We start from the raw sequence: 20,630 nt of genomic DNA on the forward strand, positions 1-20,630 counted from the left end.
GCGCCTCGAAAAACTCACTCCCGTGATGATCGTCGACCGCATCGAGCCGTGTGTGGAGTTCTGGGTCTCGCGGTTCGGCTTCACGCTGCGCCACCAGGTTCCGGGCCTCGACGGCATCCTCGTCTTCGCGTCCGTCGAGCTCGGTGATATCGAGGTGATGTACCAGACGCGCGCCAGCGTCGAAGCGGACCTGCCCGGCACGGCGAAGGAACTAGATGGCAAGTCGGTCGTCCTCTTCATCGCGGTCGACGACATCAATGCAGCAGCGAGCGCGTTGACCGGTGCGCCGATCGTCAAGGCGAAGCACGAGACCTTCTACGGGAGCACCGAGATCTATGTGCGCGAGCCCGGAGGGCACATCGTCGGCTTCGCCCAGATGGGAAAGTCGTGAGAGTCCGCTGCTGGCCAGGAGATCGCGCGTGACGGAGGAGTGGGATGTCCCGCGCATTCGCGCCAAAGGATGAGCCGCCCGATCTACCCCGCCCTACGTTTCGGCTTCCCGAGCGCGATGATCCGGGGTTTCGCGCCGCCGCCGCCACGGCGCTGATGCACGGTGCACTCGTCGGCGAGACCGCTGCGGCGGAAGAGGCGACGGGGATTGCGTGGGGCGACGCGAGTCTTGTCGCTCACTTCGAGCAGATTCGCGCCGCGGCAGTTGCGCGCGGTGATGAGCGCGCCGAGCAGCTCGCTGACCGATACCTGACTGCTGCGCGACGCTGATTCGAGTTCCCCGGCACTGCGCGCTCCATGCTTCCGTACCGTACCGGATCGCGGAACCACCTGCTTCACCACACCGAAACTTTCCCCGATCGTCACTCGTTCATCGCTGCACGATCACGCAGGATGACGCGGCCGTTGCTGTCATGCCGTTGTCACGAACGCCGAACACCTTGACCTTCGGCGTACCGTCCTTGACATTGCGGTCGCGAATCCGGCACCTCCCGGGTTCTATCCTCAGGACGACGGAGCTTCAATGGGCCGACTTCGGCTGTGGTCCGGCATTGCGTCAGCGCTCGTGTTCGGTGCATCGCAGGTGAGCGCGCAGGCCGCGTCCATGGCGAACATGGATATGCCGCCACTGAAGCACGCTCCTGTGCATGTGACGGTCGATTCCAATACACACCACGTCGTCGTCACCACCGGGCCGTGGAATCTTCCGCCGATGATGATGGATGGCGAGGTGCCGATGATGATGGACGGGATGGGCGGAGGACACGAATCACATCAGGAACTCCTGCTGGTCAAGTTTCCCTGGCCGCACGACATGTGGCTGCGCGGATTCAAGCTGACGATCACCGACAAGAACGGCCGCGTGATGCCGCAGCGCACCATGCATCATATGGAGTTCGTGAATTTCGATCGCCGCCAGCTGGTCTATCCGATGGCCGAGCGCGTGTTGGGCATCGGCGAGGAGACTGCCGCGATCAAGTTGCCCCGCACCGTCGGCGTGCCGATGGACTCGGGACAGCAGGTCGGTGTCTTTCTGATGTGGAACAACGATACCGGTCACGAACTCGACGGGATCAATCTTCGCTTCGAGCTGATCACCGCCCCCGAAAACCTGACCCCGCGCCCGGTGGCGGCACTGCCGTTCAAGGTCGACGTCAACAACACCCCCGGCTCTCCCGATTCGTACATGGTGCCACCGGGCGGGAACTCCAAGACCTATGAATTCAAGGTGCCGGTGAGCGGCCGCCTCCTCGGCGTCGGCGGACACATGCACGATCACGGTGTCGAGATGCGGCTCGAAGATGTGAAGACGGGCAAGGTGCTCGCGCGAGTGCACACGCTGCACGACTCGACCGGCGAAGTCATCGGGGTGTCACGCCAGCTGCTCGCGGTGAAGGGTCGCGGTCCGCACCTCCGCGCAGGCCGCTCCTATCGTCTCGTCGCCGTCTACGAGAACAAGACCAACGAGCCGATCATGGGCGTCATGGGAGTGATGGGCGGTCTCTTCGCCCCCGACGATATCCATGACTGGCCGAAGGTCGATCACAACAACAAGGAATACCAGATGGACATCGCGCTCGGGCCGATGCTCGAGCGCAGCGGATTGACCATCGATCCGGCCACGGAAACGCTCGGCCTCTTCCAGTAATCAGGTGACCGCAGGACGCCAGCGGGGGCTCCTTACGGGGCCCCCGTTGTCGTTGTGCGCTTGAGTCCGGCCTCGCCGCTCAGCGTCGTCTTCCATTCGTCGCTGGCGATAAAGAGGTCGTCGGGAAAGCGCCGGTACTGTGCGAAGTCCTGAAAGATCGCGGCGTTGTCATACGAGTCGTTTTCCAGCCCCGCGATGTACTGCAGCTTGAGGTTCCGGTCGCGGTTGATCTGCGCCCCGGCAAGCCACGGCGCCAGATCGGCACGCTCACCGGCATAGCTCCCGAAGAGGTCGAAGAGCGACGTAATCCCGACCTCCTGCAACGACGCAACGATCGGCGCGTCGGCAGGATCCTCGAGGCGCTTGCTCACCGCGGCGACGTCGATGTGCGTCGGCCCCGGCTGACCGAGCATCACGAGGTCGTATCCCGCCCCGTCCTCGTTGTTGGCCCACACGGTCCCGCCCGGGAACGCATCGAGGAAGGTCGCCATCTCGCTCTTCACCGCATCGGTGTGGCTTTCGTACAGCGGCACCCATTCCGTCATGACGCCACCCGGGTTGAGATGCTCGCGGGCGAGATCGAGGTATTCCTTGGTGTAGAGCGTCGCCGCCCCGCGAACCCACGGATGAATCGGATCCGACGTGATGATGTCGAACTTCTCCCTGGTCGTCAGGATGTAGTGTCGCGCGTCATCGTACACGATCTGCACCCGCGGATCGTGCAGGACGTCGTAATTCTCCTTGGTGAAGTACGGCCCGATCGACTTGGGGATCAGCGGTTCGAGTTCGCAGATCACGATCCGCTTGATTCCGGGGTAGAGGACGAACGTCCCTGCCGTCACCCCGGCGCCGAAGCCCACCACCAGGACCGTCTTGGGATCTCCCTGCACCAGCGAAGAGAGATGCCCGAGGAGGCGCTGCAACCGCATGTCCTGTGGCTCCGACGACGCCTCCACCTTGCCGCTCACGTGGAAGTTCCGGTAGCCGTTCGCGAGTTCGGATACGGCGATCGAGGAATTCATCCCTTCGCCGGTAAAGAGAAACTTCGGCAGGGTCGTATAGGTCGCGAGAAAGCGGCCGTAACCGATCAATCCGGGCGGCACCGCCGCGACTCCGCGCGCAAGGAGGATTGCGACCACCCCCATCACCACAAGCGACGGCGTGCGCCATCGCGATGCCGGCGTTGCCTCGATGAGCGGACGCGCCCGATCCCACAGCAGCATGGTGAGGCCGGCGATCGCGGCGATCACGATCATCAACCGCTGCGAATTCTCGGTGCCGAAGACCGGAACGGCGATCATGCTGAACCCGATCGCACCCACAATCCCGCCGACGGTGTTCGCCGCGTAGACGCGTGCGACGAGTCGTCCGGTGTCGTCGCCCGGCTCTGCGGCCGCGGCGATCGCCAGCGGAAAGGACGCGCCCCACAGCACGGTGGCGGGGAGGATCGTCCACGCACATCGCATCAGGTCGAACTGGAAGGTGATCCACGGATCGGTAGTGAGCGAAGGATTCACCGGCCAGTACGGCAGCGACCGCGCAATCAGGTATGCCGTCCAGGCGATCGCAATTGGCAGGAGTAGTTGACACCAGCCGAGGGCCGCGCGCGGATTCTTCACCACCCGTGCGAGATACGCGCCGGCACTGCTCCCCGCACCAAGGCCGACGAGCACCACCGCGAGAATCAGCGAGAAAGTGTAGACCGTCGCGCCGAGCATCAGCGACAGGAGCCGGGTCCAGACCACTTCCGCGCCGATCGCCGTGAGGCCGGAGAGCGCGATGGTGAGGTACACGACGCGAGCCCCCGGCGCCGAGATCAGCGGCCGCATCGTCGGTGGCGCGGCGCGGGGTGCCCAGCGCGCGAGCAGGAAGGCAGTCGCCGCAACGGCCATGTTGATCGCGAACGCGACATAGGTCGCCGTCGCCATGTCGTACACACGCAGGAGATAGAAGCCGGCAAGAAGGCATCCGACCACGGCACCAACGATGTTGCTCCCGTAGAAGAAACCGAGCCACGACACGCCAAGCGGCGTCGCCTCGACCCAGCGAGCCACCGCGGGAAGTGTCGCTCCCATGAACATCGTGGGGACGAGGAGGCAGACGGCGCAGAAAAGTCCCCGCAGGCAGATCCCGAGGAATCCTCCTGCCGATACTGAAGCGTAGAGGTTGCCGAGCGCAGGAAGGCCGAACAAAATGAGAAGGCCGAGCAGTCCGATACCGGCTTCGAGAAAGGCGTATACTCTGAGCGGATGTTCGCGCGGCGAGATAAAGCGCGGCAGGAGCAGCGAGCCGAGGCACATCCCGCCCATGAAGGTGCCGAGGAGAACGCCGAGAGAAACCGCTGACGACCCGATCACGAGCTCGACCAGCTGGAACCAGACAATTTCGTAAATCAGGGCGGCGCAGCCGCTGCCGATGAAGAGGACGGGGAGCCACGGGAGGACGCGCGCAGGCGCCGGCAACGTGTCCGGCTGAACCATGTCGGGACGTGTCATTGAGACCTTGCAGTGGTGGCGGAGCCGCTGGGCGGCGAGCAAAAGATGCCAGTGATGTAACGCTCAGCCAAGGCCGGACGTTGGACGATGTGTGGTCGATTTGTCGGCATGAACGTCTTGAAAAAGACACCCCACAACAGGAGGCTTGGATGGTTCGTCACGGACGAGACACCGGGCGCCGCTACAGCCGGTCGTCCCGGGATGTCGCAAGTCACAGCAGCGCCATGATCCTTGATCCGCAGGTCCTCACCTGGTCCAATCCATCTCGCATCGCCGGCTCGCTCAAGCGCTCGGCCCTCCGGAGCCGTCACCGCAAGACCAGTCCGTTCCGCTCGGCGATGTCGACATTGAACTTCTATATCAATCGCGCAGGCGCCTCACTCAACGCGGCACAGCGGGCCGTGCTCGAGCGGGCCAAGACCGAGTTGCGACGGCAGTTCGGGAAGGAGTCCGCGCGCCCCTGAACAAGCCGGTAACTTTGACCGGTTGACCCGCCCGATCATCAACCGGAGATCCCTGATGGCCAGCTGGTCCCGTCGCAGCGTGATTCAAAGCGGTGTCGCCGCGTCGCTCACTCCATGGGTGGCGCGGCTCCCCCGCGGCCACGCACCGACCGCAGGTCGCGAACGGCTCCTCCTCGATTTCGGCTGGCGATTCCACCTGGGCCACGCCAGCGATCCCGCCCAGGATTTCGGGTTCGGAGCCGGCAGCGAATTCGACAAATCCGGCGGTCTCTTCCGTCCGTCACGCCTCACCTTCGATGACTCCGCGTGGCGGCAAGTCAACCTGCCGCACGATTGGGTGGTCGAGCTGCCGTTCGACCCCGCCGACGAACTCAACGACGCCGGCCACCACCCCGTCGGCCGAAACTTCCCGGCGACGAGCATCGGGTGGTACCGCCGCGTCTTCACGCTGCCGCCAGGAGATGCCGGCCGCAGGATCACGCTCGAGTTCGACGGGATCTACCGCGATGCGCTGATCGCGCTCAATGGCCATCTCGTCGGCCGCAACTTCAGCGGCTACGCCCCGTTCACCGCCGACGTCACCGACATCGTGACAACCGGCGGGCGCAACGTGCTGGTTGTCCGCGCCGACGCAACCGAACGCGAAGGATGGTTCTACGAAGGGGCCGGGATCTACCGGCACGCGTGGCTCGTCAAGACCGCGCCGGTGCATGTGGGACAGTGGGGGACGTACGTCACGTCGACCGTCGCCCGGGGATCGGCGACGGTCCACGCCGCGACCGACCTGCGCAACGAGAGCGGCGACGCGGTCCAGTGTGTCGTGGCGCAATCGATTCTCGACGGCACCGGACGAACGATCTCGACCGCCCGCTCCGCGCCGGTTCGCGTCGATCCGTGGGACCAGCGCACCGTCCCCGTCGATCTCGCCGTTCGCGCCCCGCGCCTCTGGTCGATCGACGATCCCGCGATGCACACCCTCGTGACCACGGTCGAAGTTGCCGGCCGGGAGGTCGATCGCTACACCACGCCGTTCGGGATCAGGACGATGCGCTTCGACCCGGATCAGGGATTCTTCCTCAACGACAAGCGCGTCGAACTGAAGGGGACGTGCAACCACCAGGATCACGCCGGCGTCGGTTCGGCGCTCCCGGACCGGCTGCAGTCGTATCGGATCGAGCGGCTCAAGGCGATGGGCTCCAACGCCTATCGCACGTCGCATAACCCACCGACGCCCGAACTCCTCGACGCCTGCGACCGGCTAGGCATGCTGGTCCTCGACGAAAACCGGACCTTCTCGTCCGAGGCCGAAGGGACGAGCCAACTCGAGCGGATGATTCGCCGGGACAGGAATCACCCGTCGGTCTTCGCATGGTCACTCGCCAACGAGGAGGGTTCCGATCAGGGGAACGATCGCGGCGCGCGCATGGCGAGCACGCTGCGGCGCCTGGCGCATCGGCTGGATCCGGCCCGGCCCGTCACCGCGGCGATGAACGGCAGCTGGGGAAAAGGATTCACCTCGGTAGTCGATGTGCAGGGATTCAACTATTTCCTGGGCGACATCGATGCGATTCACAAACAATTCCCGGCCAAGCCGCTGATGGGCACTGAAGTGGCCAGCACTCTGTCCACGCGCGGGATCTACGCCAACGACAAGGATCGCGGCTACCTCGCCGCGTATGATGTCAACAAGCCGGGATGGGGTGCGCTCGCCGAGGAGTGGTGGAGCTATTTCGACGCCCGCGCCTTTCTCGCCGGCGGGTTCGTCTGGACCGGATTCGACTATCGCGGCGAGCCGACGCCGTACAAATGGCCGTGCATCAGCTCGCACTTCGGCATCATGGATACCTGCGGATTTCCGAAGGACCTCTTCTACTACTATCAGGCGTGGTGGGGCGACGCACCGGTGCTGCATCTCTTTCCGCACTGGAACTGGGCCGGTCGCGAGGGGGAGTCGATCGATGTGTGGGTCTATGCCAACGTCGACGAGGTTGAACTGCTGGTGAACGGACAGTCGCTCGGCAAGCTTCCGATGCATCGCAATTCGCACGTCGCATGGAAAGTCCCGTATGCGCCGGGGAAAATCGAGGCGCGCGGCTTCACGAACGGCACGATGACGATTACCGACGTGCGCGAGACGACTGGCGCGCCCGCGGCGATCGCATTGCGGCCCGATCGCACTCGAATCAGCGCCGATGGTGAAGATGTCGTGGTGCTCGAAGTGCGGGTCGTCGATGCTGCCGGTCGCGTCGTGCCGACCGCCGATGACCAGATCTCGTTCAGCGTGAATTCCCCGGCGGCGCTGATCGGCGTCGGCAACGGCGACCCAAGCAGTCATGAGCCGGACAAGGGCTCGACGCGCCGCGCCTTCAACGGTCTCTGTTGCGCCATCATCCAGGGCGCGAAGCTTCCGGGATCAATTCGAATCGACGCCACCGCACCGGGGCTTCGCCCGGCGAGTGTGACGGTCGAGGCGGCTGGCGCCCCCGCCCGGCTGGCGGTCGAGTAGCGCGCCTGCCGCGATAAGACCAACGGGATCGACGCTTCCACGTGTCTCACCTGACGTCATCTGCAACGGCCGCCTGATCCGAAGCATCTGACCCGCAGAACAGCTCGGCACTCGTGTAACCAATCGCCGGCGTTCGGCGTACTCAACTGATCCCGTAGTTATTCGGACCTTGGACGAAGCACCACATCCCGACCCTGCGACCCGGACGACCGATGCAATCGAAGACACTGCTCAGGCGAGCGGCAGCGTTCCTCAATGCAACACGCTTCGGCGCCCTTCTGGCGACTGCCGCGCTCCTGTTGATCATGGCACCCGCTCGTGCGCAGAGTGCGACCGAAATCGTGCGCGGGAAGATTACCGGCATCGACGGCAAGCCAATCCCGCAGGTATCGGTGACGATCACCGGCCTGATCTCCCAGACCGCCCTTTCCGTCCCCACCAATGAGAAGGGGATCTACACCGCCCTCTTCCCGAACGGCGAAGGGGATTACATCGTCAACATCCGCAAGATCGGCTACGCGCCGTACAACACCCGAGTCACCCGGACCGGGTTGAGCACGGTGCTCGTCGCCGACGTGACACTCAAGGAGCTGGCCTTCCAGCTCGACACGATCAACGTCGCGGCGAAGAAGCTCAACGCCGGCGACGACCAGACGTCGATCGGCGGGGTGACGAACGACCTCCTCTCCGGCGCGCTCTTCTCGCTGGACCCGAGCGACCTCCTGGCGCTCGCGGCGCAGATCCCGGGCGTCTTCTCGACCGATAGCACCGGCTTCTCGGTGCTTGGTTCCGGCAATGGAGCGAACGCGAGCACGCTTGATGGTTCGCGCTTTGGCGGAACCTCCCTGCCGCCCGACGCGCTGGCCGGATCGCGACTGGTCCAGTCGTCCGCCGATCCCGGCGTGGGCGGTTTCTCCGGCGGCGTGACGCAGAACATCGCGCGTGGCGGCACCGATCTCTTCGCAATGACCGCGCGCGGCTCCTTCGGTGATCACCATCTCGCGTGGACCGATCCGTCGTGGCCGCAGCCGGTCGCGCGCACCGGTCTCACCAGCGGGACGATCGGCGGCCCGATCATCAGGAAGCGGCTGCACTATCAAGGATCGTGGAGCGTGCGCGACAACGAGTCCGACGTCTACTCGCTCCTCAGCCCGCCACAGTCGATCATTTCGCAGTACGGGATCGTGGCCGATACGATCAACGCGGTGTCGGGGGCGCTGCACGACCTCGGCATCCCGATGACCGCCGCCGGTGCGTCGCCGAACAATCACGGCCGCTCGTACAACACCTCGATGGTGATCGATTGGACGCCGAAGGGAACCACGGCGCTCAGGATCACCCAGAGCGGCTTCTGGAGCGACAACGGGTCACCGGGACGGGCGCCATTCTCGTATCCGTCGATCGGACAGACGTCGAGCAACCGGTTCCAGTTCGTGACCGCCAAGCTCACCGGCTACCTGCATGGCTTCCTCGATGAGATGAATGCCTCACTGAATTACTCGAACTTCGGGAGCAACCCCTTCCTGCAGATGCCGAGCGCATCGGTCCGCGTCGGTACCGTATTCGACGACGGGCACACCGGGCTCGGGTCCCTCTCGTTCGGCGGCGGTTCGAGCGCGAGCACCAATACCAGCTACAACCTCGAATTGCGGAACGAGTTCTCCTGGATCGCGGGAAGTGGGAAGCACCGGGTCAAGATCGGCCAGGATCTCCAGAACAGCTGGAACTCCTCCTTTTCGTCGGGCAACCGGTTCGGCAGTTACACCTACCAGACGCTCGCCGACCTGGAGGCGAACCGTCCGGCAGCATATTCGCTGACGCTGAACAGCATGGAGCGATCGACACACGGCGCCGACATTTCTGCCTGGATCGGCGACGAATGGAGTGCGACCAAGGCGCTGCAATTCCAGGGCGGCCTCCGCTACGACGCGGCGATTCCGGAAGTCATTCCGCAACTCAACCCGGCCGCGCAGCAGGAATTCGGCGTCGAGACCAACCGCGTGCCGTATTCGGGACTGCTGACGCCGCGTCTCGGCTTTTCGTGGACCTCGGCGCGGCGGCGCGGCATGGGTTCGGCAACCGGCCAGAACGGGCCGATCGCGCTCGGCGGTATCCCGCTCAATCTGCCGCCGGAATTCATCCAGGCACTGCTCGGCACTCCGCGTGGATCGACATTGCCGGGGTGGGCGGTAAACGGGTCGATCGGGGCGTACGGAACGCCGCTCGACAACAGCGACCTCGTCTCGCTCCTTGATCAGACCGGATTGCCCGACACTCGCCGCGTGCTCAGCTGCGTCGGTGACGTGACCCCGATCCCCGACTGGAGCGCGATCAACAACGCGGCGCCGACGTCGTGCATCGACGGGAGCGGTGTCTCGACCTTCTCCTCCAACGTCCCGTCGGTGCAGGTCTATGATCCGTCGTACCGCGCCCAGGTGAACTGGCGCGCGAATCTCGGGATCGACGGGATCCGGTTGCCGGCGAAGTGGACGCTGGGGATCACGACCTTCTACAACTACGGCGTGCATTACCGCAGCTCGATCGACGAAAACCTGACGCAGACGCCGGTATTCAATCTCGGCAACGAATCGAATCGTCAGGTCTACGTCAATCCGTCGGAAATCGTCCCCGAGACCGGCCTGATCGCTCCCAATGCATACCGGATCGATCCTGCGTATGGAGCAGTCCGCGATATCATCTCGGACCTGCACCAGCGCACCGCGCAGTTCCAGGCGACGATCGCGCCGCCGCATGCGCTGCTGCACAACAAGATGCAGCTCTCGATGACCTACGTGTACAACCACGGCGAACGCGAGCAGCGCGGTATCGACGCCGGGAGCTTCGGCGGTGGTGGTCTCTTCACCATCATCAACGGGCAATTCTTCTCGTCGGGCGGATCAAACTTCGCCATCAACGGCAATCCGTTCACCACCGCCTGGGTGCGGTCATCGCAACCGACCCACCAGATCGTCGCGTCGGCGTCGTTCCGTGCCTGGTGGTTCAACATCAACACGCGGCTCAATTTTCTCTCCGGGATTCCGTACACGCCGTCGGTCTCGGGCGACATCAACGGCGACGGCCTCAACGACGATATCGCCTTCATCCCGAATCCCGCGACGACGACCGATCCGGTGCTGGCGTCGCAGATGGCCCAGCTCCTCGCCTCGGCCCCCTCGAGCGCGCGGAGTTGTCTCATGAAGCAGATGGGACAGGTGGCCGGGATCAACAGCTGCAGCAATCCGTGGCAGGCGCGGCTCGATCTGCGCATCGACTGGCAGCCCCCGCGCTCGTTCGGCTTCGGCGACCGCCTGCGCGTCACCACGCAGATGCTGAACACCAGCGGTGCGCTGGTCCGGCTCTTCGGGCTGGAGAACACGCCGCTCGGCCGGGGCGCGCTGAGCCAGCAGGCCAACGCCTCACTGCTGACCGTGACCGGGTTCAATCCGCAGACGCAGAGCTACCAGTATCAGGTGAACCAGCTCTTCGGGCAGCCGGCCAATTTCGGCACGGCGCGGCATCTGTATCCGCCGTTCCAGCTGCAGATGGGGCTCGAGTACAAGCTTGGCGGCCCGCCGACGGCGCCGATGGCGCTCAGCATGGGGCTGATTCCCGGCGCCAAGGAACCGCCGTATACCATCGACCAGATCCGCGCCAAGCTGGAGAAGATGAGCCGCGATCCGGTGCAGCCGATCCTCGTCCGGAAGGACACGATGGGGTTGACGCCGAAGGTGGTGGGCGAGCTCGAATCGATCAGCAAGGCGCTCCATGCCCGGATCGACTCGGCGCTCGATCCGGCGCTCGAATACGTGATGAAGAAGGGTCGCAGGATCGACGACCAGCAGCTCAACTCACGGTTGAGCCGGGCGCAGCCGCAGATCCAGCGGATGCTGGCCGATGCGAACACGCGCGCCCGGGCATTGCTCACGCCGGCGCAGTTGCGGATGCTCCCGGCGACCCCGTCGATCGGCGGCCTGCTGCCGGGTGGCCGCCCTGGTGCCGCACCGGGTGGCGCCGCCGGTGCATCGCCGTCGGCCATCAAGCAGGACGTCATCATGGGACCGGGCACGGTGATCATCAAGGGCGGTGGCGGCGAGAACTGACCGACCGATGTAACCTTCCAGTCTCTCCGCCGCAGAGGCCACAATCGGTCGCGTGACCCGTAACCTCACCGTGCAGGTGCTGCTGGCGATCGCCTGCGGCGCTGTCATCGGCTGGCTCGCCCCCGGCACCGGCCGCGCGCTGCGGCCGCTGGGCGACGCCTTCATCAATCTCGTCAAGATGGTGATCACTCCAGTGATCTTCCTCACCGTGGTCCTGGGGATGGCCCGGACCGGCGACCTGCGGCGAGTTGGGCGAGTCGGGATCAAGGCACTGATCTACTTCGAGGTCGTCACCACCTTCGCCCTCGCGATCGGCCTGGTGGTGATCAACGTCGTGCGGCCCGGTGCCGGCATCGACGCGGCGCACCTCGCAACCGCCGACGTCAGCCGGTACACCACCGGCAGCAAGCTCTCGATGGTCGAGTTCTTCACCCACATCATCCCGTCGAGCGTCGTCGGTGCCTTCGCCCAGGGCGACGTGCTGCAGGTCGTCTTCTTCTCGATCCTCTTCGGTGCCGCACTCACGTCGGTCGGCGAGGCCGGTGCACCGGTGGTGCGCGCGCTGGAACATCTCGAACGGATCATCTTCCGGATCGTCGAGATGGTGATGCGCGTGGCGCCGATCGGCGCCCTGGGCGCGATGGCCTTCACCGTCGGCGCGTTCGGCGTCGGATCGCTGCTCACCCTCGGCCGGTTGATGTTCTGTGTCTACGTCACGATGGCAATCTTCATCTTCGGCGTCCTCAACCTGATCGCGCGCGCGGCAGGATTTTCCCTCTGGAAGCTGCTCGTCTACCTTCGCGACGACATCGCGATCGTACTCGGGACCTCGTCGAGCGAAGCGGTCCTGCCGAGGCTGATCGACAAGCTCGAACGCTACGGCTGCACCCGCGACGTTGTCGGTCTGGTCATCCCCGCCGGGTATTCCTTCAACCTCGACGGGACGTCGATCTATCTCTCGATGGCGACACTCTTCATCGCGCAGGCGTACGGCGTGCACCTGTCGATCGGCCAGCAGGTCAGCGTCATGGCGATCCTGATGATCACCTCGAAGGGCGCCGCCGGCGTGACCGGATCGGGATTCATCGTCCTTGCGAGCACGCTCTCCGCCTTGCGCGTGGTGCCGGTCGAGGGTGTCGCCCTCGTGCTGGGCGTCGACCGCTTCATGAGCGAGGCCCGCGCCATCACCAATGTGATCGGCAACGCCGTGGCGACCGTGGTCGTCGCCCGGAGCGAGCGCGAGTTTGTCGGCGCACCGTCCCCGCAGGAACTGCAATCGGCATGAGCCGAGGAGCGAACATGCGCAGGGTATCATTGGTTGGTATAGTGCTGCTGGTCACGGGAGTGGTGGCGCTCCCCGCGCAGCAGATCACGTCGGCCGACTACATGGCGCGGCGCGATTCGCTCGCGGCACGGATCCGGAACGGCGTGGTGGTCGGCTTCGGCGGCCGGACGCTGGTGAGCGACTTCGGCCGCTTCTTCCAGCTCGCGGCGTTTCACTACCTCACCGGCTACGACGAACCCGATGCCGGGATGGTGATGGTGGTCCGCGACGGCAGGCCTGTGACCACGCTCTTCGTCACCAGGCTCGATCCGCGGACCGCGTTCTACTACGGCCAGCGCGCCGACACCAACGTCCTGGCACAGATGCTGGGTGTCGACGCCCGCTCGGCCAGTGCGATGGAACCGATCGTCGACTCGCTCGTCGCCACGCGGCTGCCGTTCTACGATCTCGCCGACTTCGAGGACGCTGATTTCGCCCGCGCCGATTCACTGACCCGCGGCCAGCAGTTCATCAAGGAACTGATGGCGCGCCACCCTGGGCTGACGGTCACGAGCGCACATCCGATCGTGAACCAGTTGCGATCGCACCGGACTCCGGCCGAGATCGCATTGCTTCGCCGCGCGGCCGAAATTTCCTCGGACGGCCACCGCGCCGTCCTCGCCATGCCCGAGCCGCGGCACGAATACGAGGTGCAGGCGGTGCTCGAGAGCACCTTCCTCGGCGAAGGCGGCGAACGGCCGGCCTATGGATCGATCGTCGGATCGGGCGAGAAGGGAACCGAACTCCACTACATGCTGGACCGTGGCCCGACGAAGCCCGGCGATCTGATCGTGATCGATGCCGCGACGCAATACCAAGGGTACGCCGCCGACGTGACCCGAAGCATTCCGGTGAACGGCAAGTACACGCCGGAACAGCGTGCCATCTATCAGCTCGTCCGCGATGCGCAGGCCGCAGCCGAACGGAACGCTCGCCCGGGAATGTCACGGCGGGCGGCATCGGATTCATCGGTCGCCGTGCGTGCCGCGGGCCTGGCGAAGCTCGGCCTGGTCGAGAGCGTCGATGCCACCTACGACCCGCCCGGAGCGGCCGGAGGACGTGGCCGCTCGGGCGGCGGTGCGCCGGCGACGCAGGCGTCGTTCTGGATGATTCACGGGATCAGTCACGGCCTCGGGCTCGCGGTTCATGATCCGCTCACCAACGTGCCGGCGAATGATCCCGTCTATCAGATCGGCGATGCGTTCACCCTCGAGCCGGGGATCTACATCTCGTCGAAGATGCTCGACGTGCTCCCCGACACGCCGCGGAACCGTCAGTTCATCGCGAAGGTCCGGCCGGTGGTGGCGAAGTACGACATGACCGGCGTCCGGATCGAGGACGACTACGCCATCACGGCGAAGGGGCTGGAACGGCTGAGCAATGCTCCGCGGGAAATCGCCGAGATCGAGGCGATGATGGCGAAGCGGCCGCCGCGTAAGCAGTAGGTAAGACCGGCGCGCGCGGCGAAACCGGCGTGGGTGCTCCTCCATAGGGCGGGCGAACCTTCATCCACATCGGAGCGTCACTGATGAACCGGTCCACTCGGATCCTTGCCGGCATGGTTGCCCTCGCGGCGTGCGCCGCCCCTCTGGCGGCGCAATCGGTGCCCGACCGCGCATCGGCGGTCGAGGTCCGCAAGCAGTTCATGGCCGACCTCGACACGATGTACACCAAGCTCACCGCCCTCGCCAATGCCTTCCCCGCCGACAAGTTCGCGTGGCGCCCGGCGCCGGGCGTGCGTTCGGTCGGCGAGGTCTTCATGCACGTGGCGAGCGAGTTCTACGTCTACACGCCGATGTCGTTCGGCGCCACGCGCTCACCCGCCATTCCGCGTGCCCAGGATGCGATGACGAAGTTCGAGGCGCAAGCGACGAAGGACGACGTACTTCGGCATCTCAAGGAAGGGCACGACTATGTCACCGCCTCGGTGATGGCGGTGCCGCCCGATTCACTGGCGGGAACGCGGAAACTTTTTGGCCGGGACTTTACCATCGTCGAAACGTCGGTGGCAATGACCGCCGACATGCACGAGCATCTCGGGCAATTGATCGCTTACGCGCGGATGAACGGCGTCGTTCCGCCGTGGAGCAAGTGACCAGGCGCTGAAGCGCGTCGTCGTCAGTTCACCGCTCTTTGCCGCCCGTGCCAAAGAGATCGAAAAAGGTCCCGAATACGTTGATCCCGTCCCAGAGCTGCTGCAGGTCAAGCTTTTCATTCGGCGAATGAAGCCCATCGTCGGGGAGACCGATTCCGCTCAGCAGCACCGGCGCCCCGCCGCGGGCGAGGTCGCTGACGATCGGAATCGATCCGCCGGCGCGTACCGGCACCATTCCCTTGCCCACCACGTCGGCAAAGGCGCGGTCGAGCAGTCCGAACGCGGCGTGGTCGACGTCGACCTGCACCGGGTCGGAACCGTGAACGAAGCGGACCTCGATGTCGGCGTAGTCCGGCGCAGCTCGATGACATGCGTCGCGCAGCTGATCGCGCGCGAACTCGTAGGACAATCCGGGGACGAGCCGCATCGACACCTTCGCCGTCGCCACCGCGGGGATCACCGTCTTCGCTCCCTCGCCGGTGAACCCGCCGCGAATGCCGTGGATCTCGAAGGTCGGAAGCGCCCAGGTCCGCTCGAACACCGAACGATCAGGCACACCAACCACCGCGCGCCCGGTGATCTCCTCGTGCATGAACGTCTTCTGATCGAACGGCAATGAACTCCACGCGTCGAGTTCGGTCTCCGTCGGCGGATCGACGCGGTCGTAGAGCGCCGGCATGGCGATCACGCCGTCGCGGCCCTTGATGTCGGTCAGCATCCGGCAGAGCGTTTCGATCGCGTTGGGCGCGACGCCTCCGTAGGTGCCGGAATGCAGGTCGCGTTGCGCCGTCCGGACTTCGATTTCGGCGTAGCAGATCCCGCGCAGTGCGGTATAGATCGCCGGCCAACCCTTCGCGTAATACGACATGTCGCAGACCAGGATCGCATCGGCGTGCGCGCGCCCCGGCTCCCGGCGCAGCAGCTCCTCGATCACGTGGCCGCCGCACTCTTCCTCACCCTCGATCAGGAACCGCACGTTGAGCGGGGGACGCTTCCTGTCATCGAGCACCGCTTCGTACGACTTCATGAGGCAGAAGACCTGCCCCTTGTCGTCGACCGCGCCGCGTGCGAAGACCTTTCCGTTCCGAACGGTCGGTGTGAACGGCGGGGAGATCCATTCGTTGGCCGGATCAGTCGGCTGCACATCGTAATGGCCGTAGATCAGCAGCGTGGGCGCCCCCGGGACGGCAGGGCTCTCCGCCCAGACAACCGGATGTCCATCGCCTTCGAGCAGCGTCGCGGTGCATCCCAGCGCAGTCAGCTGATCGCGGACCCACTCGGCGGCACGCCGGCAGTCTTTCGCGTGCTCGGGGAGCGTGCTGATGCTCGGAATCGAAAGAAAGTCATTCAATTCCCCGAGCAGGCGTTCCTGCTCACGTGCCACGAACTGCTGATCCATCGAATTCTCCTGCGATGTTGAGCCGCTAGTGTCCTGTGTCGGCCGGCGAAGCCGGTACGGCAGTGCGATGCAGTGCCACCCGCATCCGCTTGAACGCCTCGTCGCCGTGCGCATCGCCCACGAGCTGCTGCAGGCGGTACACCGACTTGATCAGGTCGTTGCCATTGCTTCGATCCCAATCGTCGAAGAGCTCGAGATTGGTCCGGTACAGCCGCACACCGATCAGCGCGGCATTGTTGATCGGGCGCACCGGTGCGTGGACGACGTGATAGGTGTGCAGGATCGGTCCGAACCCCGTTTCCAGCGTGTCCTCGCTCCATCGCGCGATGACCGCCCGTCCGCTGTCGTTCGCCGCTGGCGGAAGCTTCAATGCATACAGTGAATCGAGGCGATCGAGGAGGAGGGAGTAGTAGGTGCCGAGCGTCTGCTCATCCTGCCAGCGTCCCTCGGCCCGGAGTGCCACCGCGGTGTCTCCCCGCGAGAGGAAGAACATCTGCGTCGCGCGATAGCCGACCCACTGTGCGAAGCTCTCGTTGAAGTCGGTCGCGCCCTTCACCCACAACGTGTTGTGCGCGATTTCGTGAAAGACCGTCGCGGCGAGCTCCATCGAATCGGGGGTCAGTGCCGTCGACAGGAGCGGATCGTTGAACCAGCCGAGGGTCGAGAAGGCGTCCGAGGGCCGGAGGTTCACGTCATCGCCGCGCTTGGCATACTTGGAGGCGGCGGCCTGCGCATCCTTGAAGTTGAAGAACCCCTTGTATGGCACGCGTCCGGCAATGGGATAGCGCCACGTCACGGGGCAGATGCAGTTGCGGGGCGACGCCGTCAGCACCAGCAGGAGGGTATCGCGACCCACGTCGCTGTAGGTGGTGTACGTCTCTTTGGCTTCGAGACCGAGCTCAGCGGCGTACTCGCGGACATCGAGGACGAGCTTTGCCTCTTCCTTGAGGGCAGCCGGGGTCTTGCGGTCGAGCGCGAGGTGGCTGATTGGGACGCGGTGATCGAGGATCCGGATCTCCTCGATCCCGGCCCGTGACAGATACCGGACCTGGTCGCTCGCCACGTAGGCGCCTCCGAAGCCGAGCAGGAGCGCCGCGGCTGCGATGATCAATCCCATCTTCCAGCGCCTTCTTCTCACCATGCCGTGGAGCGCCCGATGAAGGCGCCGGAAATCCCCTTGGTCACGCCCGCTCCGTGATCCGGTAAAATCGATCTAAGCCTAAGCGGGACAATGACTTTTGACAATCGTCAAGGAACTCGATACGATTCGCCGGTGACTACGCGGACCCGGTGACAAGATGGCCTTTGTCCACCTCCATACTCATAGCGAATTCTCGCTTCTCGACGGCGCAAACCGGCTCCCCGAGCTGGTCAAGCACGTCAAGAAGCTGGGGATGGACTCGCTGGCCGTCACCGACCACGGCAACCTCCACGCGGCCCGCCATTTCTATGACGAGGCTCGAGACCATGGGATCCGCCCGATCCTGGGATTCGAGGCATATCTCGCCTTCGGACCGCGGCAGGCGCAGGCTCGGCCCCAGTGGGCGCCGGCCAATTACTCCCACCTGGTGCTCCTGGCGCAAAATCAGGCCGGCTACCGGAACCTGGTCCGGCTCTCGTCCATCGGGTTCACCGAGGGCTTCTACCGCCGGCCCAGGATCGACCGCGAGGTCCTCGAGGCCCACAGCGAAGGGATCATCTGCCTGGCGGCGTGCCTCTCGGGCGAGGTAGCACTCTGGCTCCGGCAATCGAAGTACGACAAGGCGAAGGAGTCGGCCGAGTGGTTCGCGCGGGTGTTCGGGAAGGAGCGCTTCTTCCTCGAGATTCAGGACCACGGCATCCCGGAGGAATCGCTGGTTGCCAAGGGAATGGTCGAGCTGGGGCGCGACCTTGGTCTCGGCGTGGTGGCGACCAATGACGCGCATTATCTCCGTCGCGACGATGCGGAGGCGCACGACGTCCTCCTCGCGATCGGCACCGGCAGCGACCTCGACGATCCGAAGCGCTTCCGGTTCACCGGGAGCGAATCGTACGTCAAGAGCGAGCCGGAGATGCGCAAGCTCTTCCCCGACCAGCTCGACGCGATCGAACTGACCCAGACGATCGCCAATCGGTGCGAATTCGATTTCGAAAAGCGGTACTTCCTCCCCAACTTTCCACGGCCAGCGGAGTACGCCAGCGACGAAAATCTCCTGCACGATCTTGCCACGAAGGGCGCGAAGGAACGGTACGGCGATCCGCTTTCCGACGTGGTGCAGGCTCGCCTTGATTACGAGCTGTCGGTCATCGACCAGGCCGGATACGCCGGGTACTTCCTGATTGTCGCCGACTTCATCGCGGCGGCACGGGAGCGCGGCATTCCGGTCGGCCCGGGCCGTGGTTCGGCGGCGGGGTCGCTGGTGGCGTACTCGCTCAGGATTACCGACGTCGATCCGCTCAAGTTCGATCTCCTTTTCGAGCGGTTCCTCAATCCCGAACGCGTGTCGATGCCCGATATCGATGTCGACTTCTGCTTCGAACGGCGCGGCGAGGTGATCGAGTACGTCCGCCAGCGCTACGGCCGCGAATCGGTCGGCCAGATCATCACCTTCGGGACGATGAAGGCGCGCGCCGCGGTGAAGGATGTGGCGCGGGTACTCAAAGTCCCTGCCGGCGATGCCGACAAGCTCACCAAGCTGATCCCGTCCGCGCCGGGATTCTCGCTGACGATTCCCGAGGCGCTCAAGCGGGTCGATGAACTGAAGACCGCCGTGCGCGACAATCCCGCGCTCGACCGCGTCTTCCAGTTCGCCTCGCGGATCGAGGGACTGTCGCGCCACGCCTCGGTGCACGCCGCCGGCGTGGTAATCGCGCCGGGTCCGCTGGCGGAATACGTCCCGGTCTGCACGGCGCCCGCGAAGGGGCAGGCTGCCGACGGCGAAGACGCGATCATCTGTCAGTACGACATGGGGTCGCTCGAGAAGGTCGGGATGCTCAAGATGGATTTCCTCGGCCTCAAGACGCTGACGGTGATCCACGACGCGGTAGAGACGGTGGCGGCGCGCACCGGTACACGCCTCGACATGGCGACGATTCCACTCGACGATCCGGCCGTGTACGACCTGCTGCGCCGGGGCCGGACCGCGGGGATCTTCCAGTTCGAATCCGCGCTTGCGACCGACACACTTCGCAACATGAAATGCGATCGCTTCGACGATCTCGTCGCGTCGAACGCGCTGCTTCGCCCGGGACCGCTCGACACCGGGATGCACCTCGTCTTCGTGAAGCGGAAGCTCGGGCAGGAAGCGGTCACCTATCCCGATCCGCTCCTCAAGGATCTGCTCGAACCAACGTTCGGCGTCATCACCTATCAGGAACAGGTGATGCGGATCGCGAACATCATGGCGGGGTTTTCGCTCGCCGAAGCCGACATGCTCCGCAAGGCGGTGGGAAAGAAGGACGCCGAGCTGATTCGGAAGGAGCTGAAGCGGTTCGTCGATCGCGGCGTGGCGCTGGGGCGTTCGCCGAAGGTGATGGACGAGCTCTCCGCGCAGATCGAGACGTTCGGCCGGTACGGCTTCAACAAATCGCACGCGGTCGCGTACACCGTGCTGTCGTACCAGACCGCGTGGCTCAAGACGCATCACTCCGCCGAATTCATGGCCGCGCTCCTGTCGAGCGAAATCGGCTCGACCGACAAGGTGGTGCAGTACATCAACGAAGCCCGCGAGCTCGGCCACACCGTTCTCGCCCCCGACGTCGCCGAATCGGGATTCAAATTCACCGTCGTGGGCGACAAGCGGATCCGCTTCGGTCTCGGCGCCGTGCGCAATGTCGGCGCCGGTGCGATCGAATCGATCATCGCCGCCCGAAGCGGCGGGGCGTTCCGCTCGTTCGAGGATTTCGTCAAGCGGATCGACACGCGGCTCTGCAACAAGCGGGTCCTCGAATCGTTGATCGCCGCCGGAGCGTGCGACGCGTTCGGGCAACGCGCGCAACTGACCGCGGCGGTCGACCAGACGATCGCCGCGGCACAGCTGCTCCAGCAGGAGATCGCTGCCGGTCAGGGATCGCTCTTTGGTGAAGCCGTCGCCGCGTCGCACGCCCCGGAGGCGACCCTTCCCGATGTGCCGGCGTGGACGGAAGCGGAGCGTCTGGCGAAGGAGAAGG

General features: G+C 65.0%; 13 protein-coding genes. 10 read left to right on the forward strand and 3 right to left on the reverse strand.

Translation table 11 applies throughout. From position 1 onward, the window contains the following. Window positions 1–25: 25 nt before the first annotated feature. The 3 genes from VGM20_04130 (at window position 26) to VGM20_04140 (ending at window position 2,098) form a co-directional block, all read left to right on the forward strand. Window positions 26–391 (forward strand): VOC family protein, encoded by a 366-nt coding sequence (locus tag VGM20_04130; protein ID HEY4100048.1) that lies wholly within the window; start codon window positions 26–28, stop codon window positions 389–391. A gap of 44 nt (window positions 392–435) precedes the next feature. Beyond that, window positions 436–720 (forward strand): hypothetical protein, encoded by a 285-nt coding sequence (locus tag VGM20_04135; protein ID HEY4100049.1) that lies wholly within the window; start codon window positions 436–438, stop codon window positions 718–720. A 253-nt stretch (window positions 721–973) separates the two neighbouring features. Continuing rightward, a complete protein-coding gene (locus VGM20_04140; GenBank protein ID HEY4100050.1) occupies window positions 974–2,098 on the forward strand; it encodes a hypothetical protein in 1,125 nt (374 codons plus the stop codon). 32 nt (window positions 2,099–2,130) lie between these two features. Here the strand turns inward: VGM20_04140 and VGM20_04145 are convergent, their stop codons facing one another. Further along, window positions 2,131–4,593: a hypothetical protein gene (locus tag VGM20_04145; protein ID HEY4100051.1), complete on the reverse strand. Its 2,463-nt coding sequence runs from the start codon at window positions 4,591–4,593 to the stop codon at window positions 2,131–2,133. Between the two features lie 149 nt (window positions 4,594–4,742). Here VGM20_04145 and VGM20_04150 point away from each other — a divergent pair, with 149 nt between their 5' ends. The 6 genes from VGM20_04150 to VGM20_04175 all read left to right on the forward strand — a co-directional run bounded on the left by VGM20_04150 (window position 4,743) and on the right by VGM20_04175 (window position 15,082). Then, complete coding sequence (locus VGM20_04150) at window positions 4,743–5,057, forward strand: DUF3175 domain-containing protein (GenBank protein ID HEY4100052.1); 315 nt, start codon at window positions 4,743–4,745, stop codon at window positions 5,055–5,057. A 55-nt stretch (window positions 5,058–5,112) separates the two neighbouring features. Further along, window positions 5,113–7,563 (forward strand): beta-galactosidase GalA, encoded by a 2,451-nt coding sequence (gene galA / locus VGM20_04155; GenBank protein HEY4100053.1) that lies wholly within the window; start codon window positions 5,113–5,115, stop codon window positions 7,561–7,563. Window positions 7,564–7,775: 212 nt separating this feature from the next. Next, complete coding sequence (locus VGM20_04160; GenBank protein HEY4100054.1) at window positions 7,776–11,663, forward strand: carboxypeptidase regulatory-like domain-containing protein; 3,888 nt, start codon at window positions 7,776–7,778, stop codon at window positions 11,661–11,663. Window positions 11,664–11,715: 52 nt separating this feature from the next. Beyond that, window positions 11,716–12,948: a C4-dicarboxylate transporter DctA gene (gene dctA, locus VGM20_04165; GenBank protein ID HEY4100055.1), complete on the forward strand. Its 1,233-nt coding sequence runs from the start codon at window positions 11,716–11,718 to the stop codon at window positions 12,946–12,948. A 14-nt stretch (window positions 12,949–12,962) separates the two neighbouring features. After that, window positions 12,963–14,432, forward strand: coding sequence for an aminopeptidase P N-terminal domain-containing protein (locus VGM20_04170; GenBank protein HEY4100056.1), 1,470 nt, complete (start codon window positions 12,963–12,965; stop codon window positions 14,430–14,432). A gap of 83 nt (window positions 14,433–14,515) precedes the next feature. Beyond that, window positions 14,516–15,082, forward strand: a complete 567-nt coding sequence (locus tag VGM20_04175; protein HEY4100057.1) for a DinB family protein — start codon at window positions 14,516–14,518, stop codon at window positions 15,080–15,082. 28 nt (window positions 15,083–15,110) lie between these two features. Here the strand turns inward: VGM20_04175 and VGM20_04180 are convergent, their stop codons facing one another. Further along, the gene (locus VGM20_04180) at window positions 15,111–16,481 is read right to left on the reverse strand and encodes a M20/M25/M40 family metallo-hydrolase (GenBank protein HEY4100058.1); all 1,371 of its coding nucleotides are present in this window, start codon (window positions 16,479–16,481) and stop codon (window positions 15,111–15,113) included. A gap of 25 nt (window positions 16,482–16,506) precedes the next feature. Next, window positions 16,507–17,598 carry an aminopeptidase gene (locus VGM20_04185; GenBank protein ID HEY4100059.1) on the reverse strand — a complete coding sequence of 364 codons (1,092 nt, stop codon included), beginning with the start codon at window positions 17,596–17,598 and terminating at the stop codon, window positions 16,507–16,509. A gap of 181 nt (window positions 17,599–17,779) precedes the next feature. Here VGM20_04185 and dnaE point away from each other — a divergent pair. After that, window positions 17,780–20,630 (forward strand): DNA polymerase III subunit alpha (gene dnaE / locus VGM20_04190; GenBank protein HEY4100060.1); only part of this gene is annotated, 2,851 nt, incomplete at its 3' end.

Source organism: Gemmatimonadales bacterium, assembly GCA_036500345.1.
GTDB lineage: Bacteria > Gemmatimonadota > Gemmatimonadetes > Gemmatimonadales > GWC2-71-9 > Palsa-1233.